22 protein-coding genes, 1 tRNA gene and 1 pseudogene are annotated in these 19193 nt (G+C 64.1%); 15 read left to right on the forward strand and 9 right to left on the reverse strand.

The genetic code is table 11. The features are described 5' to 3' along the window. Nucleotides 1–196 precede the first annotated feature (196 nt). The 5 genes from IVA88_RS01960 to IVA88_RS01980 all read left to right on the forward strand — a co-directional run bounded on the left by IVA88_RS01960 (nucleotide 197) and on the right by IVA88_RS01980 (nucleotide 3961). The gene (locus IVA88_RS01960; protein WP_247495624.1) at nucleotides 197–1714 is read left to right on the forward strand and encodes an AMP-binding protein; all 1518 of its coding nucleotides are present in this window, start codon (nucleotides 197–199) and stop codon (nucleotides 1712–1714) included. A gap of 27 nt (nucleotides 1715–1741) precedes the next feature. Continuing rightward, nucleotides 1742–2380: an RraA family protein gene (locus IVA88_RS01965; RefSeq protein WP_247495625.1), complete on the forward strand. Its 639-nt coding sequence runs from the start codon at nucleotides 1742–1744 to the stop codon at nucleotides 2378–2380. A gap of 27 nt (nucleotides 2381–2407) precedes the next feature. Continuing rightward, nucleotides 2408–2779: a cupin domain-containing protein gene (locus IVA88_RS01970; protein WP_247495626.1), complete on the forward strand. Its 372-nt coding sequence runs from the start codon at nucleotides 2408–2410 to the stop codon at nucleotides 2777–2779. A 51-nt stretch (nucleotides 2780–2830) separates the two neighbouring features. Further along, nucleotides 2831–3787 carry a tripartite tricarboxylate transporter substrate-binding protein gene (locus IVA88_RS01975; RefSeq protein ID WP_247495627.1) on the forward strand — a complete coding sequence of 319 codons (957 nt, stop codon included), beginning with the start codon at nucleotides 2831–2833 and terminating at the stop codon, nucleotides 3785–3787. Nucleotides 3788–3884: 97 nt separating this feature from the next. Next, a tRNA-Arg gene (locus IVA88_RS01980) sits at nucleotides 3885–3961 on the forward strand. Nucleotides 3962–4189: 228 nt separating this feature from the next. Here the strand turns inward: IVA88_RS01980 and IVA88_RS32535 are convergent. After that, entirely contained in the window at nucleotides 4190–4354 is a 165-nt protein-coding gene (locus tag IVA88_RS32535; RefSeq protein WP_346657553.1) for a BA14K family protein, read from the reverse strand. Nucleotides 4355–4411: 57 nt separating this feature from the next. Here IVA88_RS32535 and IVA88_RS32540 point away from each other — a divergent pair, with 57 nt between their 5' ends. Continuing rightward, on the forward strand, nucleotides 4412–4669 hold the full coding sequence (locus IVA88_RS32540) for a hypothetical protein (RefSeq protein ID WP_346657554.1): 258 nt from the start codon (nucleotides 4412–4414) through the stop codon (nucleotides 4667–4669). A gap of 287 nt (nucleotides 4670–4956) precedes the next feature. After that, on the forward strand, nucleotides 4957–6096 hold the full coding sequence (locus IVA88_RS01990; RefSeq protein ID WP_247495629.1) for an amidohydrolase/deacetylase family metallohydrolase: 1140 nt from the start codon (nucleotides 4957–4959) through the stop codon (nucleotides 6094–6096). 6 nt (nucleotides 6097–6102) lie between these two features. Here IVA88_RS01990 and IVA88_RS01995 read toward each other — a convergent pair whose 3' ends face one another. Genes IVA88_RS01995 through IVA88_RS02005 form a run of 3 tightly spaced genes read right to left on the reverse strand, consistent with a single transcriptional unit; the run spans nucleotide 6103 to nucleotide 7606 of the window. After that, complete coding sequence (locus IVA88_RS01995) at nucleotides 6103–6672, reverse strand: TlpA disulfide reductase family protein (RefSeq protein ID WP_346657549.1); 570 nt, start codon at nucleotides 6670–6672, stop codon at nucleotides 6103–6105. A gap of 25 nt (nucleotides 6673–6697) precedes the next feature. Further along, nucleotides 6698–7159, reverse strand: coding sequence for a DsrE family protein (locus tag IVA88_RS02000; protein ID WP_247495631.1), 462 nt, complete (start codon nucleotides 7157–7159; stop codon nucleotides 6698–6700). A gap of 18 nt (nucleotides 7160–7177) precedes the next feature. After that, nucleotides 7178–7606: a DoxX family protein gene (locus IVA88_RS02005; RefSeq protein ID WP_247495632.1), complete on the reverse strand. Its 429-nt coding sequence runs from the start codon at nucleotides 7604–7606 to the stop codon at nucleotides 7178–7180. Nucleotides 7607–7710: 104 nt separating this feature from the next. Between IVA88_RS02005 and IVA88_RS02010 the strand changes: the two genes are divergently transcribed. Beyond that, nucleotides 7711–8595, forward strand: a complete 885-nt coding sequence (locus IVA88_RS02010; protein WP_247495633.1) for a LysR family transcriptional regulator — start codon at nucleotides 7711–7713, stop codon at nucleotides 8593–8595. A gap of 7 nt (nucleotides 8596–8602) precedes the next feature. On the opposite strand, the gene IVA88_RS02015 is transcribed toward IVA88_RS02010, so the two are convergent. Beyond that, the gene (locus tag IVA88_RS02015; protein ID WP_247495634.1) at nucleotides 8603–9748 is read right to left on the reverse strand and encodes an acyl-CoA dehydrogenase family protein; all 1146 of its coding nucleotides are present in this window, start codon (nucleotides 9746–9748) and stop codon (nucleotides 8603–8605) included. Between the two features lie 126 nt (nucleotides 9749–9874). Between IVA88_RS02015 and IVA88_RS02020 the strand changes: the two genes are divergently transcribed. Beyond that, entirely contained in the window at nucleotides 9875–10582 is a 708-nt protein-coding gene (locus tag IVA88_RS02020) for an alpha/beta family hydrolase (RefSeq protein WP_247495635.1), read from the forward strand. Between the two features lie 3 nt (nucleotides 10583–10585). Here IVA88_RS02020 and IVA88_RS02025 read toward each other — a convergent pair whose 3' ends face one another. Next, nucleotides 10586–11560, reverse strand: a complete 975-nt coding sequence (locus tag IVA88_RS02025; protein ID WP_247495636.1) for a ketopantoate reductase family protein — start codon at nucleotides 11558–11560, stop codon at nucleotides 10586–10588. Between the two features lie 160 nt (nucleotides 11561–11720). Between IVA88_RS02025 and IVA88_RS02030 the strand changes: the two genes are divergently transcribed. After that, on the forward strand, nucleotides 11721–12524 hold the full coding sequence (locus tag IVA88_RS02030) for an enoyl-CoA hydratase-related protein (protein WP_247495637.1): 804 nt from the start codon (nucleotides 11721–11723) through the stop codon (nucleotides 12522–12524). Nucleotides 12525–12527: 3 nt separating this feature from the next. Here IVA88_RS02030 and IVA88_RS02035 read toward each other — a convergent pair whose 3' ends face one another. After that, a complete protein-coding gene (locus IVA88_RS02035; RefSeq protein ID WP_247495638.1) occupies nucleotides 12528–12800 on the reverse strand; it encodes a hypothetical protein in 273 nt (90 codons plus the stop codon). Between the two features lie 70 nt (nucleotides 12801–12870). Then, nucleotides 12871–13755, reverse strand: a complete 885-nt coding sequence (locus tag IVA88_RS02040) for a LysR family transcriptional regulator (RefSeq protein ID WP_247495639.1) — start codon at nucleotides 13753–13755, stop codon at nucleotides 12871–12873. Between the two features lie 112 nt (nucleotides 13756–13867). On the opposite strand from IVA88_RS02040, the gene IVA88_RS02045 reads away from it, so the two are divergent. From IVA88_RS02045 to IVA88_RS02060, 4 genes are all read left to right on the forward strand, one after another. Continuing rightward, nucleotides 13868–15232: an FAD-dependent oxidoreductase gene (locus IVA88_RS02045; RefSeq protein ID WP_247495640.1), complete on the forward strand. Its 1365-nt coding sequence runs from the start codon at nucleotides 13868–13870 to the stop codon at nucleotides 15230–15232. Between the two features lie 68 nt (nucleotides 15233–15300). Then, on the forward strand, nucleotides 15301–16305 hold the full coding sequence (locus tag IVA88_RS02050; protein WP_247495641.1) for an ABC transporter substrate-binding protein: 1005 nt from the start codon (nucleotides 15301–15303) through the stop codon (nucleotides 16303–16305). 13 nt (nucleotides 16306–16318) lie between these two features. After that, nucleotides 16319–17092 (forward strand): ABC transporter ATP-binding protein, encoded by a 774-nt coding sequence (locus IVA88_RS02055; protein WP_247495642.1) that lies wholly within the window; start codon nucleotides 16319–16321, stop codon nucleotides 17090–17092. Next, complete coding sequence (locus IVA88_RS02060; protein WP_247495643.1) at nucleotides 17085–17906, forward strand: ABC transporter permease; 822 nt, start codon at nucleotides 17085–17087, stop codon at nucleotides 17904–17906. The genes IVA88_RS02055 and IVA88_RS02060 overlap by 8 nt, the downstream gene beginning before the upstream one ends. A gap of 27 nt (nucleotides 17907–17933) precedes the next feature. On the opposite strand, the gene IVA88_RS02065 is transcribed toward IVA88_RS02060, so the two are convergent. Further along, nucleotides 17934–18782, reverse strand: a complete 849-nt coding sequence (locus tag IVA88_RS02065; RefSeq protein ID WP_247495644.1) for a hypothetical protein — start codon at nucleotides 18780–18782, stop codon at nucleotides 17934–17936. A gap of 147 nt (nucleotides 18783–18929) precedes the next feature. On the opposite strand from IVA88_RS02065, the pseudogene IVA88_RS02070 reads away from it, so the two are divergent. Continuing rightward, a pseudogene (locus IVA88_RS02070) lies at nucleotides 18930–19157 on the forward strand (ABC transporter permease subunit); the annotation flags it as partial. Between the last annotated feature and the right edge of the window lie 36 nt (nucleotides 19158–19193).

The following is a 19193-nucleotide window of genomic DNA, read 5'->3' on the forward strand; positions in this document are numbered from 1 at the left end:
TTCCTTGCAAAACTCAACCCGAACTGAGTCGTGCTGATTTTTGCCCCTTTATCGCCGGCTTGTCACCCATGGAACTCGGGAATTTCATGGCTGCGATGCTGACATTTTTTGCTTGACGTGGCGCAGGAGTCACAGCGTCACTCCATCCTGCGCTCGCCTCGCCGGCGACGCCAAGAAAACGAACTGGAAACGCCTGATGCTGCTGCCCTTGTCCGATGTGCCGCGCTGGTACGCCGAGCGCAAACCGCAAGGTACGATCGCCGTCCGTCACGGAGAGGACATGCTGACATGGGACGCGCTCGAGCGCGGCGCCAACCGGCGCGCACGGGCGTTTGCGGCCAAGGGCGTCAAGCCCGGTGATTTCGTCGCGATCGGATTGCCCAACGGCAATGCGTTCTTCGAGACCTCCTTTGCGGTGTGGAAATGTGGCGCGACGCCGACCTCATTGTCATGGCGCCTGCCGCGCGGCGAAGCCGCCGCGGTGCTCGATATCCTGAAGCCCGCGCTGGTGGTCGGTGGCGAAGCCGACTGGAATGCGCCGAACCGTCTGCCCGCGGATTTCGTGCCGGAAGGATTTTCGGACGAGCCGCTCACCGCCCCGGTGGCGCGCTACTGGAAAGCCATGACCAGCGGCGGCTCGACCGGCCGGCCGAAGGTGATCCTCGATCATCAGCCGGCAGTGATCGACACGGTCGCCGCGCCGCCGCTCAACATCCCGTTCGGGGTCTCGCTGCTCAATCCCGGTCCGCTCTACCACAATGCGCCGTTCATCGTGTCGCATTACGCGCTGTTCACCGGCGGCCAGCTCACCGGCCTCGTCAAGTTCGACGCCGAGGAGGCGCTGCGACAAATCGCGCGCGAGCGCGTGCAATGGGTCAATTTCGTGCCGACTATGATGCACCGGATCTGGGCGCTGCCGGAGCACGTGCGCAATGCCTACGATGTGTCGAGCCTGCAGACCGTCTTCCACATGGCAGCTCCGATGCCGCCCTGGCTCAAGGAGAACTGGATCGCCTGGCTCGGGCCTGAGCGGATCTGGGAGCTCTATGGCGGCACCGAGCGACAAGGCTCGTGCATCATCTCCGGCACGGAATGGCTGACGCACAAGGGATCGGTCGGCAAGATCGGCGAGATGGCGCGCTTGCGCATCATCGGCGAGGACGGCAACGACGTCGCGCCGGGCGAGAGCGGCGAGATCTATTTCCTCAACAATGACGGCAATGACGCCACCTATCACTATCTCGGCGCCGCGCCGAAGCGCCGCGCCGACGGCTGGGAATCGCTTGGCGACATCGGCAGGCTGGATGCGGAAGGCTATCTCTATCTTGGTGACCGCCTCGCCGACATGGTGCTGCGCGGCGGCGCCAACATCTATCCCGCCGAGGTCGAAGCTGCCGTCTCCGCCTGTCCGGGTGTGCGTTCCTGTGTGGTGGTGGGGCTGCCAGATCCGGAATTGGGCCAGCGCGTACACGCCATCATCGAGCCGGAGAGCGATGCGGACGGTCAGACCATCGCCGACGGCATGGCGGATTTCCTCAAGGACGGGCTCAGCCGCTACAAGCATCCGGAGAGCTTTGAGATCGTCGCCGCCCCGCCGCGCGACGATTCCGGAAAAGTTCGCCGCACGCTGTTGCGCGACGAGCGCGCGGCCTGGATGAAGGAAGGGCACGCCTTCCGGATTTGGCCGGCGAAGGCGCGGGCGCACGCCGAGTAAGACAATTCACGGGAAGGACTGACGATCATGACCATCACCATCGCTGCGAACTCTGTGCCGAAGCCGCCGGCCGAGATCATCGAGGGTTTTCGCGGTGCGCCGACCTCGGTCATCTCGGACAATCTCGCGCGGCTGCCGGGTGCCGTCGGGCTAAAGCCCTATCATCGCGGCGGCAAGCTGGTGGGCACGGCCTTCACGGTCCGCACCCGGCCCGGCGACAATCTCGCCATCCACCGCGCGCTCGAACTGGTCGGTCCGGGCGACGTCATCGTGGTCGATGGCGGCGGCGACGAGACGCGGGCGCTGGTCGGTGAGATCATGAAGAACATCGCGCAGTGGCGCAAAGCCGAAGGCTATGTGATCGACGGCGCGATCCGCGACGTTGCGGCGTTCGCGGCCGACGACTTTCCCTGCTACGCCCGCGCGGTGATCCACTGCGGGCCCTACAAGAACGGCCCCGGCGAGATCAATTTGCCTGTTTCGATCGGCGGCAGCGTGATCTCGCCCGGCGACATCGTGGTCGGCGACGAGGACGGCGTGGTGGCGTTTCCCGCCGCCGGTGCCGCGGCGCTGCTGGAAGCCGTGCGGGCCCAGGTCGCGCGCGAGGAGGAGACGCTGAAGGCGATCCGCGAAGGCCGCTATCAGGGCTCGTATGGAAAATCCTGATCAGAGAAAAAAGAAGGGGAGGATGGCGTGAGCCAGAAAGAGGAATTCCACAATCTCGACGATACCGGCGACGGGCTGTTTCGCGAGCTCGCGGCAGGGGTGACCACGCGCATCTTCTCCGGCGAGCAGGCGATGCTGTCGGTGGTGACGCTGGCGCCGCATGCGCAGGGTACGCTGCACCATCATCCCGAGGAGCAATGGGGCGTGCTGCTCGACGGCTCCGCGATCCGCGTCCAGGGCGACGAAGAGATTCCCGTGAAGAAGGGCGATTTCTGGCGCACGCCCGGTAATGTGCCGCATACCATGCGCGCCGGCCCCGACGGCGCCCGCGTGCTGGACATTTTTAGTCCACCGCGGCCAGAATACAGAAAAGCGGGGTCCGGTTTCGGGACGACTTAAAGCGCTCACAAGCAAAAAAGCAAAGCGCGAAGGCAAAACAGGGAGGACAATATGACGATCACACGACGGGCGCTGCTGGCCGCGCCCGCCATCCTCGCGATGGCACCGGCAAGCGCACAGGCCTCAAAAATCACGCTGGTGGTGCCGTTTCCGCCCGGCGGATCGACCGATGCGATGGCGCGGCTGCTCCAGAGCCATCTGCAAACCAAGCTCAACCGCATCGTCATTGTCGAGAACAAGTCGGGCGCCGCCGGCGCGCTCGGCGCGGCGCAGGTCGCCAAGAGTCCGCCTGACGGCTCCACGTTCCTGGTCACCTTCGATTCTCACGCGGTGATCCCTTCCATCCTCGACAAGCCGCCCGTTGATGTCGAGCGCGAGCTGATGCCGGTGTTGCTGGTCGGCACCGCGCCCTACGTGATCGCGGCCGGTGCGGGCCGTCCCTACAAGAGCTTTGCCGACGTGGTGGCGGCCTGCAAGGCGACGCCCGGCGCGGTGAAATATGCCTCCGTCGGCATCGGCACGCTCGGCCATCTCGCCATGACCGTGCTCGGCAACAAGGCCGGCGTCGAGATCATGCACGTGCCCTATCGCGGCGGCGGCCCCGCGATGAACGACGTGCTCGGCGGCCATGTCGACCTGATCGCGGGATCGGCGGCGCTGGTGGCAGCCCAGCTCGGCACCAACATGCTGCGTCCGATCCTGCAACTCGGCCGCGAGCGGCTGCCGGGCCTGCCGGATACGCCGACCGCGATCGAGGCGGGCTTTCCGGATTTCGAGACGCTGGCATGGTGGGGCATCTTCGCGCCCACGGGTACGCCGCCGGACATCGTCGCAGGCCTCGCGACGGCGTCCAAGGAGATCCTGAGCGAGCCCGCGACCGCTGCGCAGCTCAAGGAGACGCAGCAGATGACGCTGCTGCTCGAGGACGGTCCTGCGTTCAAGACCTTCTTCGACAAGCAGGTCGCCATTTGGGGCAAGGTGGTGAAGGACAACAATATCAGGGCGTGAGGAGGTCAACAGCCCTCCGCAATGAGCAGGGCGGAGGGCTTCCGGTCCCGCCGCTGCTTTGATATGAAGCTCCGGTAACCCGCTCTGCGGGTTCCGCGGTCCCGTAGCTCAGCCGGATAGAGCGACGGTTTCCTAAACCGTAGGTCGGAAGTTCGAGTCTTCCCGGGATCGCCAGCTTTTCGATGACTTAGCTTTATGCCGCCAGGGGCGAGCGCGGTGGTTTCGCAACGCCACGTATCATGAGCTGATTGATCAGCAGCCTCCCAAGGACATTGGTCACAACCATATTGCTTTGGGAGACTGGCAACAGCAACGCGCCGGCAATTCGGGCCGTGCGTCGTCAGCGATCTCAGGGATTCCCAAAGTGCCGGCGAGCACGGCTCGAAGATGTCAGGCATCGAGCTATGGGCAGGGGTGCCGCTTGCCATCGTAGCCGAGATACGTTCCCGAAGCCGGGTCGTAAGAGCGATATTTTTGTTCGCAATAGGACCAGCCATCAGCAGAGTCGTCGTAATCGCCGTAGAGTCCGTCGTCGCCATAGTAAGGCAAGCCCGAATAGCCGCCCAATGCGAAGGCACCGCCAAGGCCAAGACCCCCGCCGTAAGCCCATGCGTGGCGGTAGCGATGCCCGAACCCGGCATGATGAAATCGACCGCCATGGAAGCCGCCGGCGGCCCGGAAATGACCAACGCCGCCGTGGAAGCCTCCGCCGCCTCCGAAGTGCCCACCGCCGTGAAATCCGCCGCCACCTCCGAAATGTCCACCACCGCCGCCATGTCCACCACCGCGCGCAGAGGCAGTCGCTCCCGGCGCCAAGGCTGCGCAAAGTGCGATCACGCCAAGCAATTTCAGTCGTTTCATTGTTTTTCTCCAGCTACGTGATGTCGGCCACGTCTCAGCCTTTGCCGGACACTCATTGGCCCGAGAACTGCCGACGCCTCCATGTTTGCCGGATGCGCTCTCGCCGTCTTTTCAATAGGCCGCGGATGTTTCCGCTTCGCACGTGAAGTCGGAAGCCGAAAGAGCAAGTCCGAGGTCGTCGATTTTGTGATGGGCAAGCGTCGCTGTTTGCCGCGCTTGTCGGCGCAAAAATTGCTAGAAGCGAAAGACTTCCTTCCTGGGCTCGCCGACATGCCGGCCACTCCCCACTATCCCATCCGGAGACGACAATGCCTTTCGACTTGATCCTGCGCGGCGGCCGTGTGGTCGACCCGTCCCAGAAGCTCGATGCCGTGATCGATGTCGCCTTTGCCGGCGGCAAGGTCGCTGCGATCGGCGGCGGGCTCAAGGCGGATCCGGGCACGGATGTGCGCGACGTTTCGCAGCTCATCGTCACCCCTGGCCTGATCGATCTCCACACCCACGTCTATTGGGGCGGCACTTCGCTTGGCATCGATGCGGAGGAATTCTGCCGACTCTCCGGCGTCACCACCGCGGTCGACACCGGCAGCGCGGGGCCCGGCAATTTCGCGGGCTTCCGCAAGCACGTGATCGAGCCGAGCCAAGTCCGCATTCTCGCTTATCTGCACATCTCGCATGCTGGCATTTTCGGCTTCTCGCACCGGATCATGGTCGGCGAGAGCGAGGAGCTGCGGCTGATGAATCCGATCGAGGCGGCCAAGGTGGCCGATGCCAACCGCGACCTCATCGTCGGCATCAAGGTGCGCGTGGGGCTGCACTCCTCGGGCACGTCGGGCGTCGTGCCGCTCGATATCGCGCTCGAGGTTGCGAACGAGGTCGGCATGCCCCTGATGGCGCATATCGACCATCCGCCGCCGAGCTACGAGGAGGTGCTGGCGCGCCTGCGCCCCGGCGACGTGCTTACCCATGCGTTCCGGCCGTTCCCGAACACGCCCGCGACCGCGCAGGGCACGGTGAAGCGGGCCGTGCTCGACGCCCGCGAGCGCGGCGTGCTGTTCGACATCGGCCACGGCAAGGGTTCGTTCGCATTCAAGACCGCGCGCGCCATGCTCGCCAACGGCTTCTATCCGGACACCATCTCGTCCGACATCCATCAGCTCTGCATCGACGGCCCAGCCTTCGACCAGGTGACGACCCTGTCGAAATTCCTGTGCATGGGCATGCCGCTGTCGGACGTCATCGCAACCTCGACGGTCAATGCCGCGATGGCGCTGCGGCGCCCCGAGCTCGGCAGCCTCAAGCCGGGCAGCGTCGGCGACGCCACGCTGATCTCGGTCAAGGAAGGCCAGTTCGACTATGAGGACGTCGTCGGCGAGCACCTGATCGGCGATCGCAAGATCGTCTCCGAAGGCGTCGTCATCGGCGGCCGCTGGTGGCATCCGAACTGACCAGTGCTAGCCCTGCTCGCGATAGAATTGCAGCAGGCGACCGCCTGCCGGCGAGAGCCAGTCGGGCGCACCCGTGATGTAGCCCTCGACGCGCCCGCCCGTTCCCACCAGATAGGTGACGGGCATGCCGACAAGCCTGAAATTCCCGGCCGATGGTTCCGCGATTGCGCCGTACGCATCGACGTAGCAGGCGAGGTTTTGCACGGCCAGGCGGCCGAGGAATGCGCGGATCTTTCGCAGATCCTTCGTATCGGTGCAGATCGCGAGAACGTCGAGCCGGTCCGGCTGCGATCCCGCGAGGCTTGCGAGCGCGGGGAGATCGAGCCGGCAGGCCGCGCACCACGTCGCCCAGAAATTGACGAGCGTGATGCGTCCCGGCTTTGCCGTCGCAACGATGTCGCTGCCATTGAGATCGTGAAGCCGGAGCGGAGCCATCGGCGCACGAGGCCGCACGACCGTGAACTGGTTGCGGCCGGCCTCGAACACCGGCCAGGACGGGTCGCCGCCTTGCGCACGGCTTGCGTGCAGGGAGGCAATGAGTGCGGGCGCGGCCATCAGGAGCGATCGTCTGGACATCGCAGCGCCGGGCACACGAGGTCTCTCACGCATGGATATAGGCCCAGCCCTTGAGTTGCAGATCGACGACGCGTCCGATCCCGAACGGGACGAGGCTCGCGCCCGGTATCAGCGGAATGGAGATCTGCTCCTTGGCTTCCGCGATCGATTTTGACGACGCGCACACGCTGTAGGCGAGGTTGGGCAGCGACTGCCGCAACGTCGCGAGCGGCTCGACCAGCGGAGTCTTGTCCGCCCGGAAGACGTCGATGCCCTTGCCGTTGGCGACGACCTCGATCAGCAATCTCGCCCCCCTCTCGGCAAAATGCTTGGAGAGGTTGGCCGAGTAGCTAATCGCATGACCCATGACATAGGGCTCGTTGCTGTCGATCAGGATCACGACGCTCTCAGTGAGACGGTCCTCCTTGGCCGCGGCGGTGCCGCCGGCCGTGAAGATCGACGCGGCTGCGAGCAGGCCCCTGCGGGACCATCCGTTGGCTGGGATCATGCTGCGGCGACCAGCTGCTCAGAACTGACGGGGCGCAATCGGCGCCTTGCGGCCGCGACCCCACAGCACGAACAGGCTGAGCGCGAGCAGGACGATATTGAGCGGTGTCGTCGCGGCTTCGCCACGCGAAACATGGAAGACGAATGCAAAGGCCTGCAGCACACTACAGCCCAGCGCGGCCAGCACCGTCAGTCGCGGCAGGATCCGCGTCAGAGCCGGCAGCAGAATGCCGATGCCGCCGGCGAGATCGACCAAGGCGACGGAGCGAACGAACGTTTCGGAATACTCGCCCGCAAATGGCATCATCGCCGCGAGCTGGGGAATTGGCGTGAGCAGCTTGACCAGGCCGGCCGAGACGAAGACGAAGGCGAGAAGGACCTGGGCGGCCCAGAGCCCGATGCGAAGGGCGCGGCCGGGAGGGGCGGTCTCAAAGATCGTGGCGGACATGGTGGTTCTCCTGGGATGTGAGGGTCGTCACCATTTGATAATTTCCAGTTATTTGATCAATATGGGTTCTGGGATGGATTCATTTCCCCAATGTTGATGATCTGATGGATACTCTGGTCAGTATGAGGGTGTTTTGCCTGGTCGCCGAGCTGAAGAGCTTCGCGGCCGCAGCCCAGCGCCTGCGCATCTCCCCCGCCATGGCGAGCAAGCACGTGATGCAGCTGGAGAAGCGGCTGGGAACGCGGCTGCTCAACCGGACCAGCCGGCGCGTCAGCCTGAGCGAAAGCGGCACGCTCTATTTCGAGCAGGCCAGGCAGATGCTGGATTCGCTCGACGAGGTCGAGGCCGCCGTCAGCAATGCGACTGTCGCTCCGCGCGGCACGCTGCGGCTGACCGCGCCGGTGTGGATGGCGAACCCGATCTTCGCGAGCGTGCTAGCGGACTACCAGGCGCGCTATCCGGAGGTGCGCCTCGACGTCGATCTCAGCGGACGGATGGTCAATCTGGTCGAGGAGGGCTTCGATCTCGCACTTCGCGCGACCGGCGCGCCCGACGAGGCGCTGATCGCGCGGCCCATCACCAATGTCCCGTTCTACCTCGTTGCCGCTCCTGCCTATATCAAACGTACGGGCCGCCCGGCGACCTTCGCCGATCTCTCCGGCCAGGCTTTGCTGCACTACGCGCTTTATCCCGGCGAGAGCTTCTCCTTCCAGGGCGAGCACGGCACCGAGACCGTCAAGCTCGATCCGGTGCTGCGCAGCGCCAACGAAAGGCTGCTGCAGATGGCCGCGCTGGCAGGTATGGGTCTCGCCTTCCTACCGAAATGGCTGGTCGCCGAGGATATCGCCGGCGGAGGTCTCGAACACCTCATGCCCGGGCAGGTCATCTTCGAGGCAAAGCTGTTCGCGGTCTATCCGAGCCGCAAATACCTCTCCGCGAAGGTGAGGACCTTCATCGACTTCATCGCCGCCGACAAGCGGATGAAGTAACGCCTGATCACAACGACCTGGCGATCAGCAGCTTCATGATCTCGTTCGTGCCGCCATAGATCTTCTGGATGCGGGAATCGATGAAGATGCGCGAGATCGGATATTCCTGCATGTAGCCGTAGCCGCCGAACAGCTGCAGGCATTCGTCGGCGGTCTCGACTTGCTTCTCCGAGCACCAGTATTTCGCCATCGATGCCGTGACGGTGTCGAGATCCTTTGCGACGAGCCGCTCGATGCACCAGTCGACGAAGACGCGCGCGATCATCGCTTCGGTCTTGCGCTCGGCGAGCTTGAAGGCGGTGTTCTGGAAGTCCATCAGCGGCTTGCCGAAGGCTTTCCGCTCCTTGGTGTAATCGACGGTGAGCTTTATCGCGCGCTCCATCGCGGCGACGGCGCCGACCGCGAGCGCGAGGCGCTCCTGCGGCAGTTGCTGCATCAGCTGCACAAAGCCCTGGCCTTCCTCGCCGCCGAGCAGGTTCTCCGGTGGCACCGTGACGTTGTCGAAGAACAGCTCGGACGTGTCGGAGGCATGCAAGCCGATTTTGTCGAGGTTGCGCCCGCGCTTGTATCCATCCGTGCCCGATGTTTCGACCACGATCAGCGAGATGCCCTTGGCGCCGACATCGCCGGTGCGCGCAACCACGATGACAAGATCGGCGGCCTGGCCGTTGGTAATGAACGTCTTCTGTCCGTTGATGACGTAGGAATTGCCCTGTTTCCTGGCGGTGGTCTTGACGGCCTGGAGATCCGACCCGGTGCCGGGCTCGGTCATGGCGATGGCGCCGACCATCTCGCCCGAGGCCATCTTCGGCAGCCAGCGCTTCTTCTGCTCCTCCGAGCCGTAATTGAGGATGTAGTGCGCGACGATGGCGCTGTGCACGGAGACGCCGGTCGTCAGCTCCGGCACCGTGCTTTCGAGGTCGTCGAGCACGGCGGCATCATAGGCGAAGGTGGCACCCAAGCCGCCATATTCCTCCGGCACGCTTGCCAGCAGCGCGCCCATCTCGCCGAGCCCGCGCCAGGCAAAGCGGTCGACCATCTTCTGCTCGCGCCATTTCTCGGCATGCGGGGCCAAGTCCTTGGCAAGATATTTCCGGAACTGGTCGCGGAAGATTTCGAGCTCTTCGGTCATCCAGGAGGATCGGTAGGACATGGTCACCTCGGTCAATGCGGCTGTCCGGCTTGGTAGGTTAGTCGGCGGCGGCAATTATTGTGTTTTCAGGTTGCACCGGTGAGCCTACCAAGGCGACTGTACCAGCGTCTGTCGGGATGTCTGATTGTGACCGCCAAAACCCAAGCCGTCAAAACCCAAGCGACCAAAACCCAAGAGCTCAAGCTCGATATCGAACGCATCGGCGCTGTCTCCGCGATCCTGACGCAGCCGGACCATGCGCGCGCCTGTTACGTGCTGGCCCATGGCGCGGGCGCCGATATGCGGCATTCCTTCATGGAGAAAGTCGCCGCCGGCCTTGCGGACCGCGGCATCGCGACGTTCCGTTTCAATTTCCTCTACATGGAGAAGAAGCAGGGGCGTCCCGACCAGCCCGCGGTCGCGCACGCCGCCATCCGCGCGGCGGTCGAGCAGGCGGCGCGGCTGTGCCCCGGATTGATGCTCGTCGCGGGTGGAAAATCCTTCGGCGGGCGCATGACGTCGCAGGCGCATTCCAAGACGCCGCTGCCTGATGTCAAAGGGCTCGCCTTCCTCGGCTTTCCCCTGCATGCCGACGGCAAGCCATCGATTGAACGCGCGGAACATCTCGCCGGCATCGCAACTCCCATGCTGTTCCTGCAAGGCACGCGCGACAAGCTCGCCGATCTCGGCCATCTCAAGCCTGTCATCGCGGAGCTTGGTCCGAAGGCGACGCTGCATGCGGTCGAAGGCGGCGATCACTCCTTCGCGGTGTTGAAAAAGTCCGGCCGCACCAACGATGAGACGCTTGCAGAGGTACTCGATACGCTGGTGGTCTGGATCGACGAACTCGTCTGAAATTCACGCCGAGTAAAGCCCCTTGTCGCGCGCCTTCTGGATTGCGAGCGCGGCGATCAGGTCGAGGGTCGGCGTCGACAGGCCGGCGGTGCGCGCGAAGGCCTGCGGCGCCTTCACCAGCACGTCGATCTCCATGGCGCGGCCGAGTTCATAATCCTGCAGCAGCGACGGCTTGTGGTTGGGGGCGGGGCCGCTGCGTGATACGCGCTTGACCTCGGGAATGAAGTGCTGGGCGATCTCGTTGGCCTCGTTCAGCATCCGCGGGATGACCTCGGCGAACGCAGGATCGTCGCGCACGCCGCGCGCGGTCTGGCCGGTGAGCAGGCACAGCACCGAGAGCGACATGTTGGTCAGCAGCTTTGACCAGATCGCCTCGCGGATATCGGCCACCGGCGGCGATTCCAGCCGTGCGTCGTTGAAGACGCCGCGGAGCCTTGTGATGCGCTCGCAATTGCGGTCGTCGCATTCGCCGATCAGCAGACGGTTGCGGTCCGGCGTCAGGTTGTGCACCACGCCGGGCGCGGTCACCTCGTTGGAGGAGAAGACCACGCCGCCGACGATCCGCTCTTTCGGAATGCAGGCGCGCAGGCGCCCGCCCGGGTCGAGGAAGGAAATGTCGGGCGGGGTGGGGTGCCGCGGCGGCAGGCCGATCCCGTACCACCAGGGAATGCCGTTCTGCGCAAAAACGATCGCGGTGTCGTCCTGAAGCAACGGCTTGATGCTGACGACCAGCCCCTGCAGCGCGGTGGCCTTGAGCGTCGAGATCACGACGTCCTGGGGCCCGAGCTGGGCCGGATCGCCCGACGCGTTCACCTTGGCGGAGACCTCGGAATCGCCGACGCGCAGCTTGAGGCCATTGGCGCGGGCCGCCTCCAGATGGGCGCCGCGCATCACGCACGAAACCTCATGGCCGGCGCGGGCCAGCCTGACCGCGATATGGCTGCCGACGGCGCCCGCGCCGAAAATGCAGATGCGCATGGTGTGATGTCCCGTCCCTGGTCCCTTGAATGCCGCCCGGCAGCAGCATGACACAAGCCGCCATGCGATGGACGCGGCCGCCCTACGCCGGAAAGATATGGATCGGAACGAGCGGCCTCGGTCATAGTGCAGGGCAAACAAACGACCGGAGGGATCGCCGATGACTGACAGCCCCGTCCTGTGGACCCTGGATGCGCGCGGGGTTGCGACGGTCACGTTGAACCGGCCCGAGGTCAACAACGCCTATGACGGCGCATTGATCGCAGGCGTGCTTGCGGCCATGGACGATCTCGGCGGAAAGCCCAACCTTCGCATCGTGGTGCTCCGGGGCAATGGCAAGCATTTCCAGGCCGGTGCCGACCTCAAATGGATCAACGGCGTGCGGCCGCAATCGAGTGATGCGAACGAGGCGGCGTCGCGTGCGACGTTCGAGGCTGTGCAGAGGCTCAACACGCTGCCGATCCCGACGGTCGCGCTGGTGCAGGGCGGCTGCTTCGGCGGCGGCACCGGCGTGATCGCAGCCTGCGACGTCGTGATCGCAGCGGATAACGCCCTGTTCTCGATCACCGAGGTGCGCTGGGGCCTGACGGCGGCCATCATCATCCCGCAGCTCTGCGATGCCATTGGTGTACGGCAAGTCCGCCGCTACGCGTTGACAGGTGAACGTTTCGGCGCCGAGGACGCCCGACGCATCGGCCTCGTTCATGAGGTGGTGCCGCTCGCCGATCTCGACGCGGCCGGCGCCAAGGTGGTCGAGCAGTTGCTTGCCAACGGACCGGAGGCGATGGCCGAGACCAAGCGCCTCGCGCTGGAGAGCTCGTTCGGCGGCATGGCGGTGGACGATGCGGCTTACAAGCGGCTCGTGCACCTGCATTCGCTCAAGCGCCAGAGCGCGGAAGCCGCGGAAGGGCTGGCGTCGTTCGCGGAGAAGCGGGCGGGGAATTGGGGCGGCGTAAAGGGCTGAGCGTCAGCAACCGCGGCAGATGTTATTGATGCTGCGATAGACGGCATCGTCGTCCTGCCGCATCTGGCGCACCGATTCGAGCGTCCTGCTCTCGCCGGCAGGCGCGGCGGGCTTGCGCTTCGCGGCCAGCTCGTCCTCCTGGCGCTTGTAGCAGGCCTCGCGATCGGCCTTGGCCTGGATGAAGCGGCAGTTCTGCTCCACGGCTGCGGCGGGACTCGCCAAAATTGCGAGGGTGATCAAGACGGGCAGAGTGAATTTCACGACTATCGAATCCATGGCGGCCCTTCTCTCAGGTCCGCCTCGCCAGAGCAACTGCGATCTTGCGGCGACAATGACGCGACAGGGCCTACAGCGACGTCGCGAGCGACGTTTTCAGCAGTGTGAGCAGCGCCTGCACCGCGGCCGCATTGCGTCGCCGCTCGGGGATCGCGGCCTTCACCCACAATTCCGGAATCGGAAAGTCGCGCAGCACCGGCTTGAGCGTGCCGTCGCGTAAAGCGTCCGCGACGAGATAATGCGACATCAACGCGATGCCGTTGCCGGCGATTGCGCTACGCGCCAGCACGTATCCTTCGTTGGAGGAGAGCAGAGGACTGACCTGGATGCTGATGCGTCCGCGCGGTCCGTCGAAGACCCATTCCGGGCCGGTCGGCAGGAAGCTGAGGCAGCTATGCTCGACGAGATCGCGCGGATGCTTTGGCGTTCCGTGTTTCTTCAGATAGGCCGGTGAAGCGCACAGCAGCCGCTTCAGTGCGCACAAGGGCTCGTCGACCACGCCGCCGAAGGAATGCGGGAAGGCGCCGATGGCGATGTCAAAGCCTTCAGTCACCGGATCGACCGGGCGGTCGATCAGCACGACCTCGAGCTTGAGCCGCGGATTCTGCGTCTGGAACGCGCTGAAGATATCCGCAAGCCGCGCCACCGTCAGCGAGGTCGGCGCCTTGATGCGGAGGTGATCGACGAGATCATGACCCTTCTCGCCCATGCGCGAGAGCAGGTCCGTGGCGTCGGTGACGACGCCGCGGGCGCGATGCACGTAGCGCTGGCCGGCTTCCGTCAGCCGCAATTGCCGGGTCGAGCGGTGAAACAGCGGCGCGCCGATGCGCGCCTCCAGTTGCGTGACGCGCTTGGCCACCACCGAAGTCGAGACGCCGAGTTTTCGCGCAGCCGCGGAGAAGCCGGCGGCGTCGGCGGTCGCAAGGAACGCCTGCAAGTTCACCAGGATGTCCATCTCGACCTTTCGCGTTTCGAGAAAGCTGATCGCCTGTTTTGGAGGATTGTAGCTCAGTCCGCGTTAATTCATAGTCGGGCCCAAGCAAAGGATTTCAGGGACAGGACGCGCCATGCAGGCCATGACGATCGAAGAACCGGCGCGCCATGTGCCGCTCTATGGCGAGTATGAAGTGGTCGTGCTCGGCGGCGGTCCGGCCGGCATCGTGGCGGCTGCGTCCGCGGCGCGCGCGGGCCGAAAGACGCTGCTGATCGAGCGCTACGGCTTCCTTGGCGGCATGGGCACCGCCGCGGGTGTCACCAATTTCTGCGGCCTGCATGGCAATGTCTACGGCCAGGCCCATCGGCTGGCGCAGGGCATGGCGTCCGAGCTGCTGGCGCGGATTGACCATTTGAACGGCCTCAACGCGCCGCATCTGATCCTCGGCAAGGTCTTCGCCCAGGCTTACGACACCGCCGCCTACAAGATCGCGGCCGACCAACTCCTCGCCAGCCACAAGGTGCACATCCTCTTCCACGCGCTTGGTGCCGGTGTGGTGATGGGCGACGACCGCCGCATCGACGCGCTGATGGTCGAGACCAAGGCCGGCCGGCAGGCGGTGCGATCGGAGATTTTCATCGATTGCTCCGGCGACGGCGATCTCGCGGTCTGGGCCGGCGCGCCCTTCGAATTCGGCGACGAGCACGGCCATCCGATGTATCCCTCGATGATGCTCCGTCTCAACGGCATCGATCCCGAGCAGGCGGGCGAGGCCTGGCGGACCATCCCGCAATTGATGGAGAAGGCCACTGCCGCCGGCACCCACACATTCCCGCGCAAGAGCGCGATCGTGCGGCCACAGAAATCCGGCATCGAATGGCGGGTGAACTTCACGCAAGTGGCGCGCGAGGACGGCCATGCCATCAACGGCATCGAGCCTGATGATCTCACCCGCGGCGAGATCGAGGGCCGCAAGCAGGCGCTCGCCGCGTTCGAATTCCTGCGCACCGTGCCGGGCTTTGAAAAATCCTACATCGTCGATTTGCCGCCGCAGCTCGGCATCCGCGAAACCCGCCGCATCACGGGCGGCTATCAGCTCAGCGGCGAGGACGTGCTCGGCTGCGCCTCGTTCGAGGATTCCATCGGGGTTAATGGCTGGCCGATCGAGGCCCATGTTCCCGGCGACGTCGTCTTCACCTTCCCGCCGATCCCGGAATCGCGCGGCTATAACGAGCTGCCTTACCGCATGCTGGTGCCCGAAGGCGTCGACAATCTGCTGGTCGCCGGCCGCTGCGCCTCGATGACCCATGAGGGCCAGTCGGCGGCTCGGGTCTCCGGTGCCTGTTTCGTGATGGGGGAGGCCGCCGGTTCCGCCGCCGCGCTGGCGCTCGCGGGCAACCGGATCCCGCGTGACATCCCGGTTGAAAACCTGCAGGAAACGTTGAAACAACAGGGCGCCTTCATCGGACGGGACCAGCCCGTGCCCGAAGGGCTCTGACGGGCTGCAAGAGTACGACCGAGAGTACGTCCAAGACAACGACGAAGAGAACCACTGGAGGAAACGGCATGATCGGGATTGCGCGGTTCGCGCTAGCTGGCCTGATGGCGATCACGGCCTTGGGCACGGCGCAAGCCGAGGACGCGCTGAAGGCCAAGGTCGGCGTGCTCAGGCTGTCGTCCTCCGCGCCGGTCTTCATCGCGCAGGACAAGGGCTATTTCCGCGAGGCGGGCCTCGACGTCGAGCTGAAATTCTTCGACGCGGCCCAACCGATCGCGGTGGCCACCACCTCGGGCGACATCGATTTCGGCGTCACCGCCTTCACCGCCGGTCTCTACAATCTTGCCGGCAAGGGCGTGCTGAAGGTGATCGGCGGCATGAGCCGCGAGAAGGCCGGCTATCCCCTGATCGGCTATTTCGCCAGCAACAACGCCTATGCCGCCGGGCTGAAGACGCCGAAGGACCTCGCGGGCAAGCGCGTGGCGATGACGCAGGTTGGCTCCTCCTTTCACTATTCGCTCGGCCTGCTTGCCGACAAATACGGCTTCAAGCTCGCCGACGTGAAGATCGTGCCGCTGCAATCGCTGTCGAATGCGGCGGCCGCGTTGAAGGGCGAAACCGTGGATGCAGCGCTGCTGCCGATCTCCACCGCGCGGAAGCTGATGGACGACGGCGGCGCGAAGTTTCTCGGCTGGGTCGGCGACGAGACGCCCTGGCAATTGGGCGCAGTGTTCGCTTCACCGAAGACGCTGACGAACAAGCTGCTGGTGACGAAGCTGCTCGGCGCTTTGGCAAGGGCCGATCGCGAATATCACGACGTCATCCTTGCCGCGATGAAGGACGGCGTCGCGCCGATCAACGACCAGACAAGGCCGCTGCTGGAAATCATCGCCAAATATACGAATCTCCCGGTCGAGCAGGTGGTCGGCAACTGCGCCTATATCGATCCCGACGGCAGGCTCGATGTCAAGAACGTCGACAACCAGATCAAATGGCTGCAGGAGCAGGGCTTTGCCGACAAGGGTTTTGACGCGCATGCGATCATCGCAAAGGATTATGTGAAGGCGGATTGAGAGTAGAACGCTCATGGACCTGATCGCCAACCACATCACCCATCGCTTCGGCGATCTGGCCGTGCTCGACGACGTCTCCTTCACCGTCAGCGCGGGCGAGGTGGTGGCGATCGTGGGGCCCTCGGGCTGCGGCAAGAGCACGCTGCTGTCGATCCTGGGCGGGCTGTTGCTGCCGACCTCCGGCGCGCCCGAGCTGCGCGGGTCGCCGCCGCCGGACAGCCTCAACCCGCTGACTTTCGTGTTCCAGGATTTCGCGCTGCTGCCCTGGGCCAATGTCGAGGAGAACGTCGAATTCCCGCTGCTGCACACCCAACTCTCGGCCGTGCAGCGCCGCGCGCTGGTCGACGACGCCTTGCGCCGTACCGGCCTGACCGATTTTCGCAAAACCTATCCAAAGCAGCTTTCCGGCGGCATGCGCCAGCGCGTCGGCATTTCGCGCGCGCTCGCGGCCCGTCCCGCCATCCTGCTCATGGACGAGCCATTGTCGGCGCTGGACTCGCAGACCCGTGAACTGCTGATGGAAGATTTCGTCCGGCTGCTCGCCGACGGCGGCATGGGCGCGGTCTATGTCACCCACAATCTCGAAGAGGCGGCGCGGCTTGCCGACCGCATCGTGGTGTTGTCGCGGCGTCCCGGCCGCATTCGCGAGGTCGTGACGGTGCCGATGACGCGCACCGAGCGCGGCGAGATCGCTGCGCGTGAAAAGCTGCTCGCGCTTCAGAGCCAGATCTGGTCGCTGATCCGCAACGAGGCGATCGATGCCGAGCGCGAGGTCCAGCATGCTTGATCGCGCGGCGACTGAGACGGCCAAGGATACCGCGACCCGGCGCGTCCGCTTTCGCGGCGCCGGCTTCGTGCCGGCGAGCAGCCGCTTCGGCGGCTGGATCGCGCTCGCGCTGGTCATCGCGATCTGGCAGGCCGCCGGCAGCACCGGCCTCGTCAATCCGCTGTTCCTGCCGCCGCCGTCGGCGATCGCGCGTGCCATCTATCAGCTCGCGATCTCGGGCGCGCTGTGGCAGCACCTTTCCGCTTCACTCTTGCGCATCGGTGTCGGCTGGCTGCTCGGCACGGCCGCCGGTGTCGCGGTTGGCTTTGCCATCGGCCTGTCGCGTCTGGCGCGCAGCGTCGGCATCACCTTCATCTCGGCGCTGTTCCCGATCCCGAAGATCGCGCTACTGCCGCTGTTGATCCTCTGGCTCGGCATCGGTGAAGAGCCGAAGATCGCGACCATTGCGCTCGGGGTGTTCTTCTCGACTGCAATCTCGGTCTATAGCGGCGTCGACGCAGTGCCGCGCAACCTCATCCGCATGGCGCAGAGCTTCAACGTGCCGTTCGCGACCATCGTGCGCAAGGTGGTCTGGCCGGGCGCGCTGCCTGCAATCCTCGCCGGCTTCCGCATTACGTCGTCGGTGGCGCTGCTGCTCGTCGTCAGCGCCGAGATGATCGGCGCACAGTACGGCATCGGCGCGTTCGTGTTGCAGGCGGGCAATTTGATGCAGACGGATCAGCTGCTCGCGGGCGTGGTGATCTTGTCGGTGTTCGGGTTGATGGTAGGTCGCGTGATCAACTGGCTGGAGATACGGCTGCTGCACTGGCGGTGAGGCTGGCGGGAACGCGCCTGCCCCCTCCTAGCGGGAAAACGTGATGTCGCCCATCAGCGAGGCGAAATTGTCGCGACTAATCGTAGCGTCCGAAAGTTTCTTGCGGAATATTCGATCATCGTCCTCATGCTGCCTTAGCTCAGAGATGAGCGAGAACAGGCGAATGAGGTTGCCGTTCAAGTCAAACCACTGGCCGCTTATTAGCTTTACCTCCGGTGTTGTGGAGAGGTCCTCAAACGAAAGTGCTGCAAAAATTTCGACGTCCAAATCGGTGTGTGAGGACTGCTCATTTTCGGGCAGTATATGAAGCGAAATGGCAGCAGTAAGATCCTGCTTTTCCTTGTAGTAATAGGACATAGAATATTTGTTCTCGGAGACGTGACCGAGTGAAATCGTCTGGATGACCTGAGTCCTGCCGGTGAAGACTGGATGCTTATCTAAATCGAATAGTATCTCGAGTTTCTTCGTCGATGGATTGATCGCGATTTTGCAGATTATTACCGGCGCGGGGTCCCAAGGGCCTTGCGCATTCTGGCCGGGCGCGAGTTCGTAAGTAACTTGCCAAGTTCCAACGAGCTTCTCCCGTAACTGCGAGTAAATGTCTTCAGCTTCGCGATTATATTGAACGTACAACAAGAACCATATCAGGACGAAGCCAAATATTAGCGTCGCAGCCACGATGAGCTGAAAGGTTCGGGAGAAGTGCGCAAATTCAAATGTACTTCCAGCACTCCCCGTTTGCCCGGTGCTGAAAGAGAAAAGGACGAACTCCGCGGCTGCGATAAGCCCGGCAATAACCAAGGCAACGAACGCTAGTGCCACGCTCTTTGAACCGAGTACTTCCTTGGAAAAGATATTCTTAAGAAAATCGAGCATGGTTGCTCCCCTCTCATAAGAGGTGCGCACGAAAATAAAGACATCCTATACGTGTACGTTCTGTCGCGCAATCCAAGAAGCTGCGCTTTCAGCAGAAATGCGTTGGCGATGAGCCGAAGGCGTGAATGCATGATCGCATGTGGCTGCCCCGCGATCCTCGCCGGCTTCCGGATTACGTCGTCGGTGGCGCTGCTGCTCGTCGTCAGCGCCGAGATGATCGGCGCACAGTACGGCATCGGCGCGTTCGTGTTGCAGGCCGGCAATTTGATGCAGACAGATCAGCTGCTCGCGGGCGTGGTGATCTTGTCGGTGTTCGGGTTGATGGTGGGCAGGGTGATCAACTGGCTGGAGATACGGCTGCTGCACTGGCGATGACGCTTACTCCGTCATTGCGAGCGCAGCGAAGCAATC

Origin of the sequence: Bradyrhizobium sp. 149, assembly GCF_023073915.1 — a bacterium.
In the GTDB taxonomy this organism is placed as follows: Bacteria; Pseudomonadota; Alphaproteobacteria; order Rhizobiales; family Xanthobacteraceae; genus Bradyrhizobium.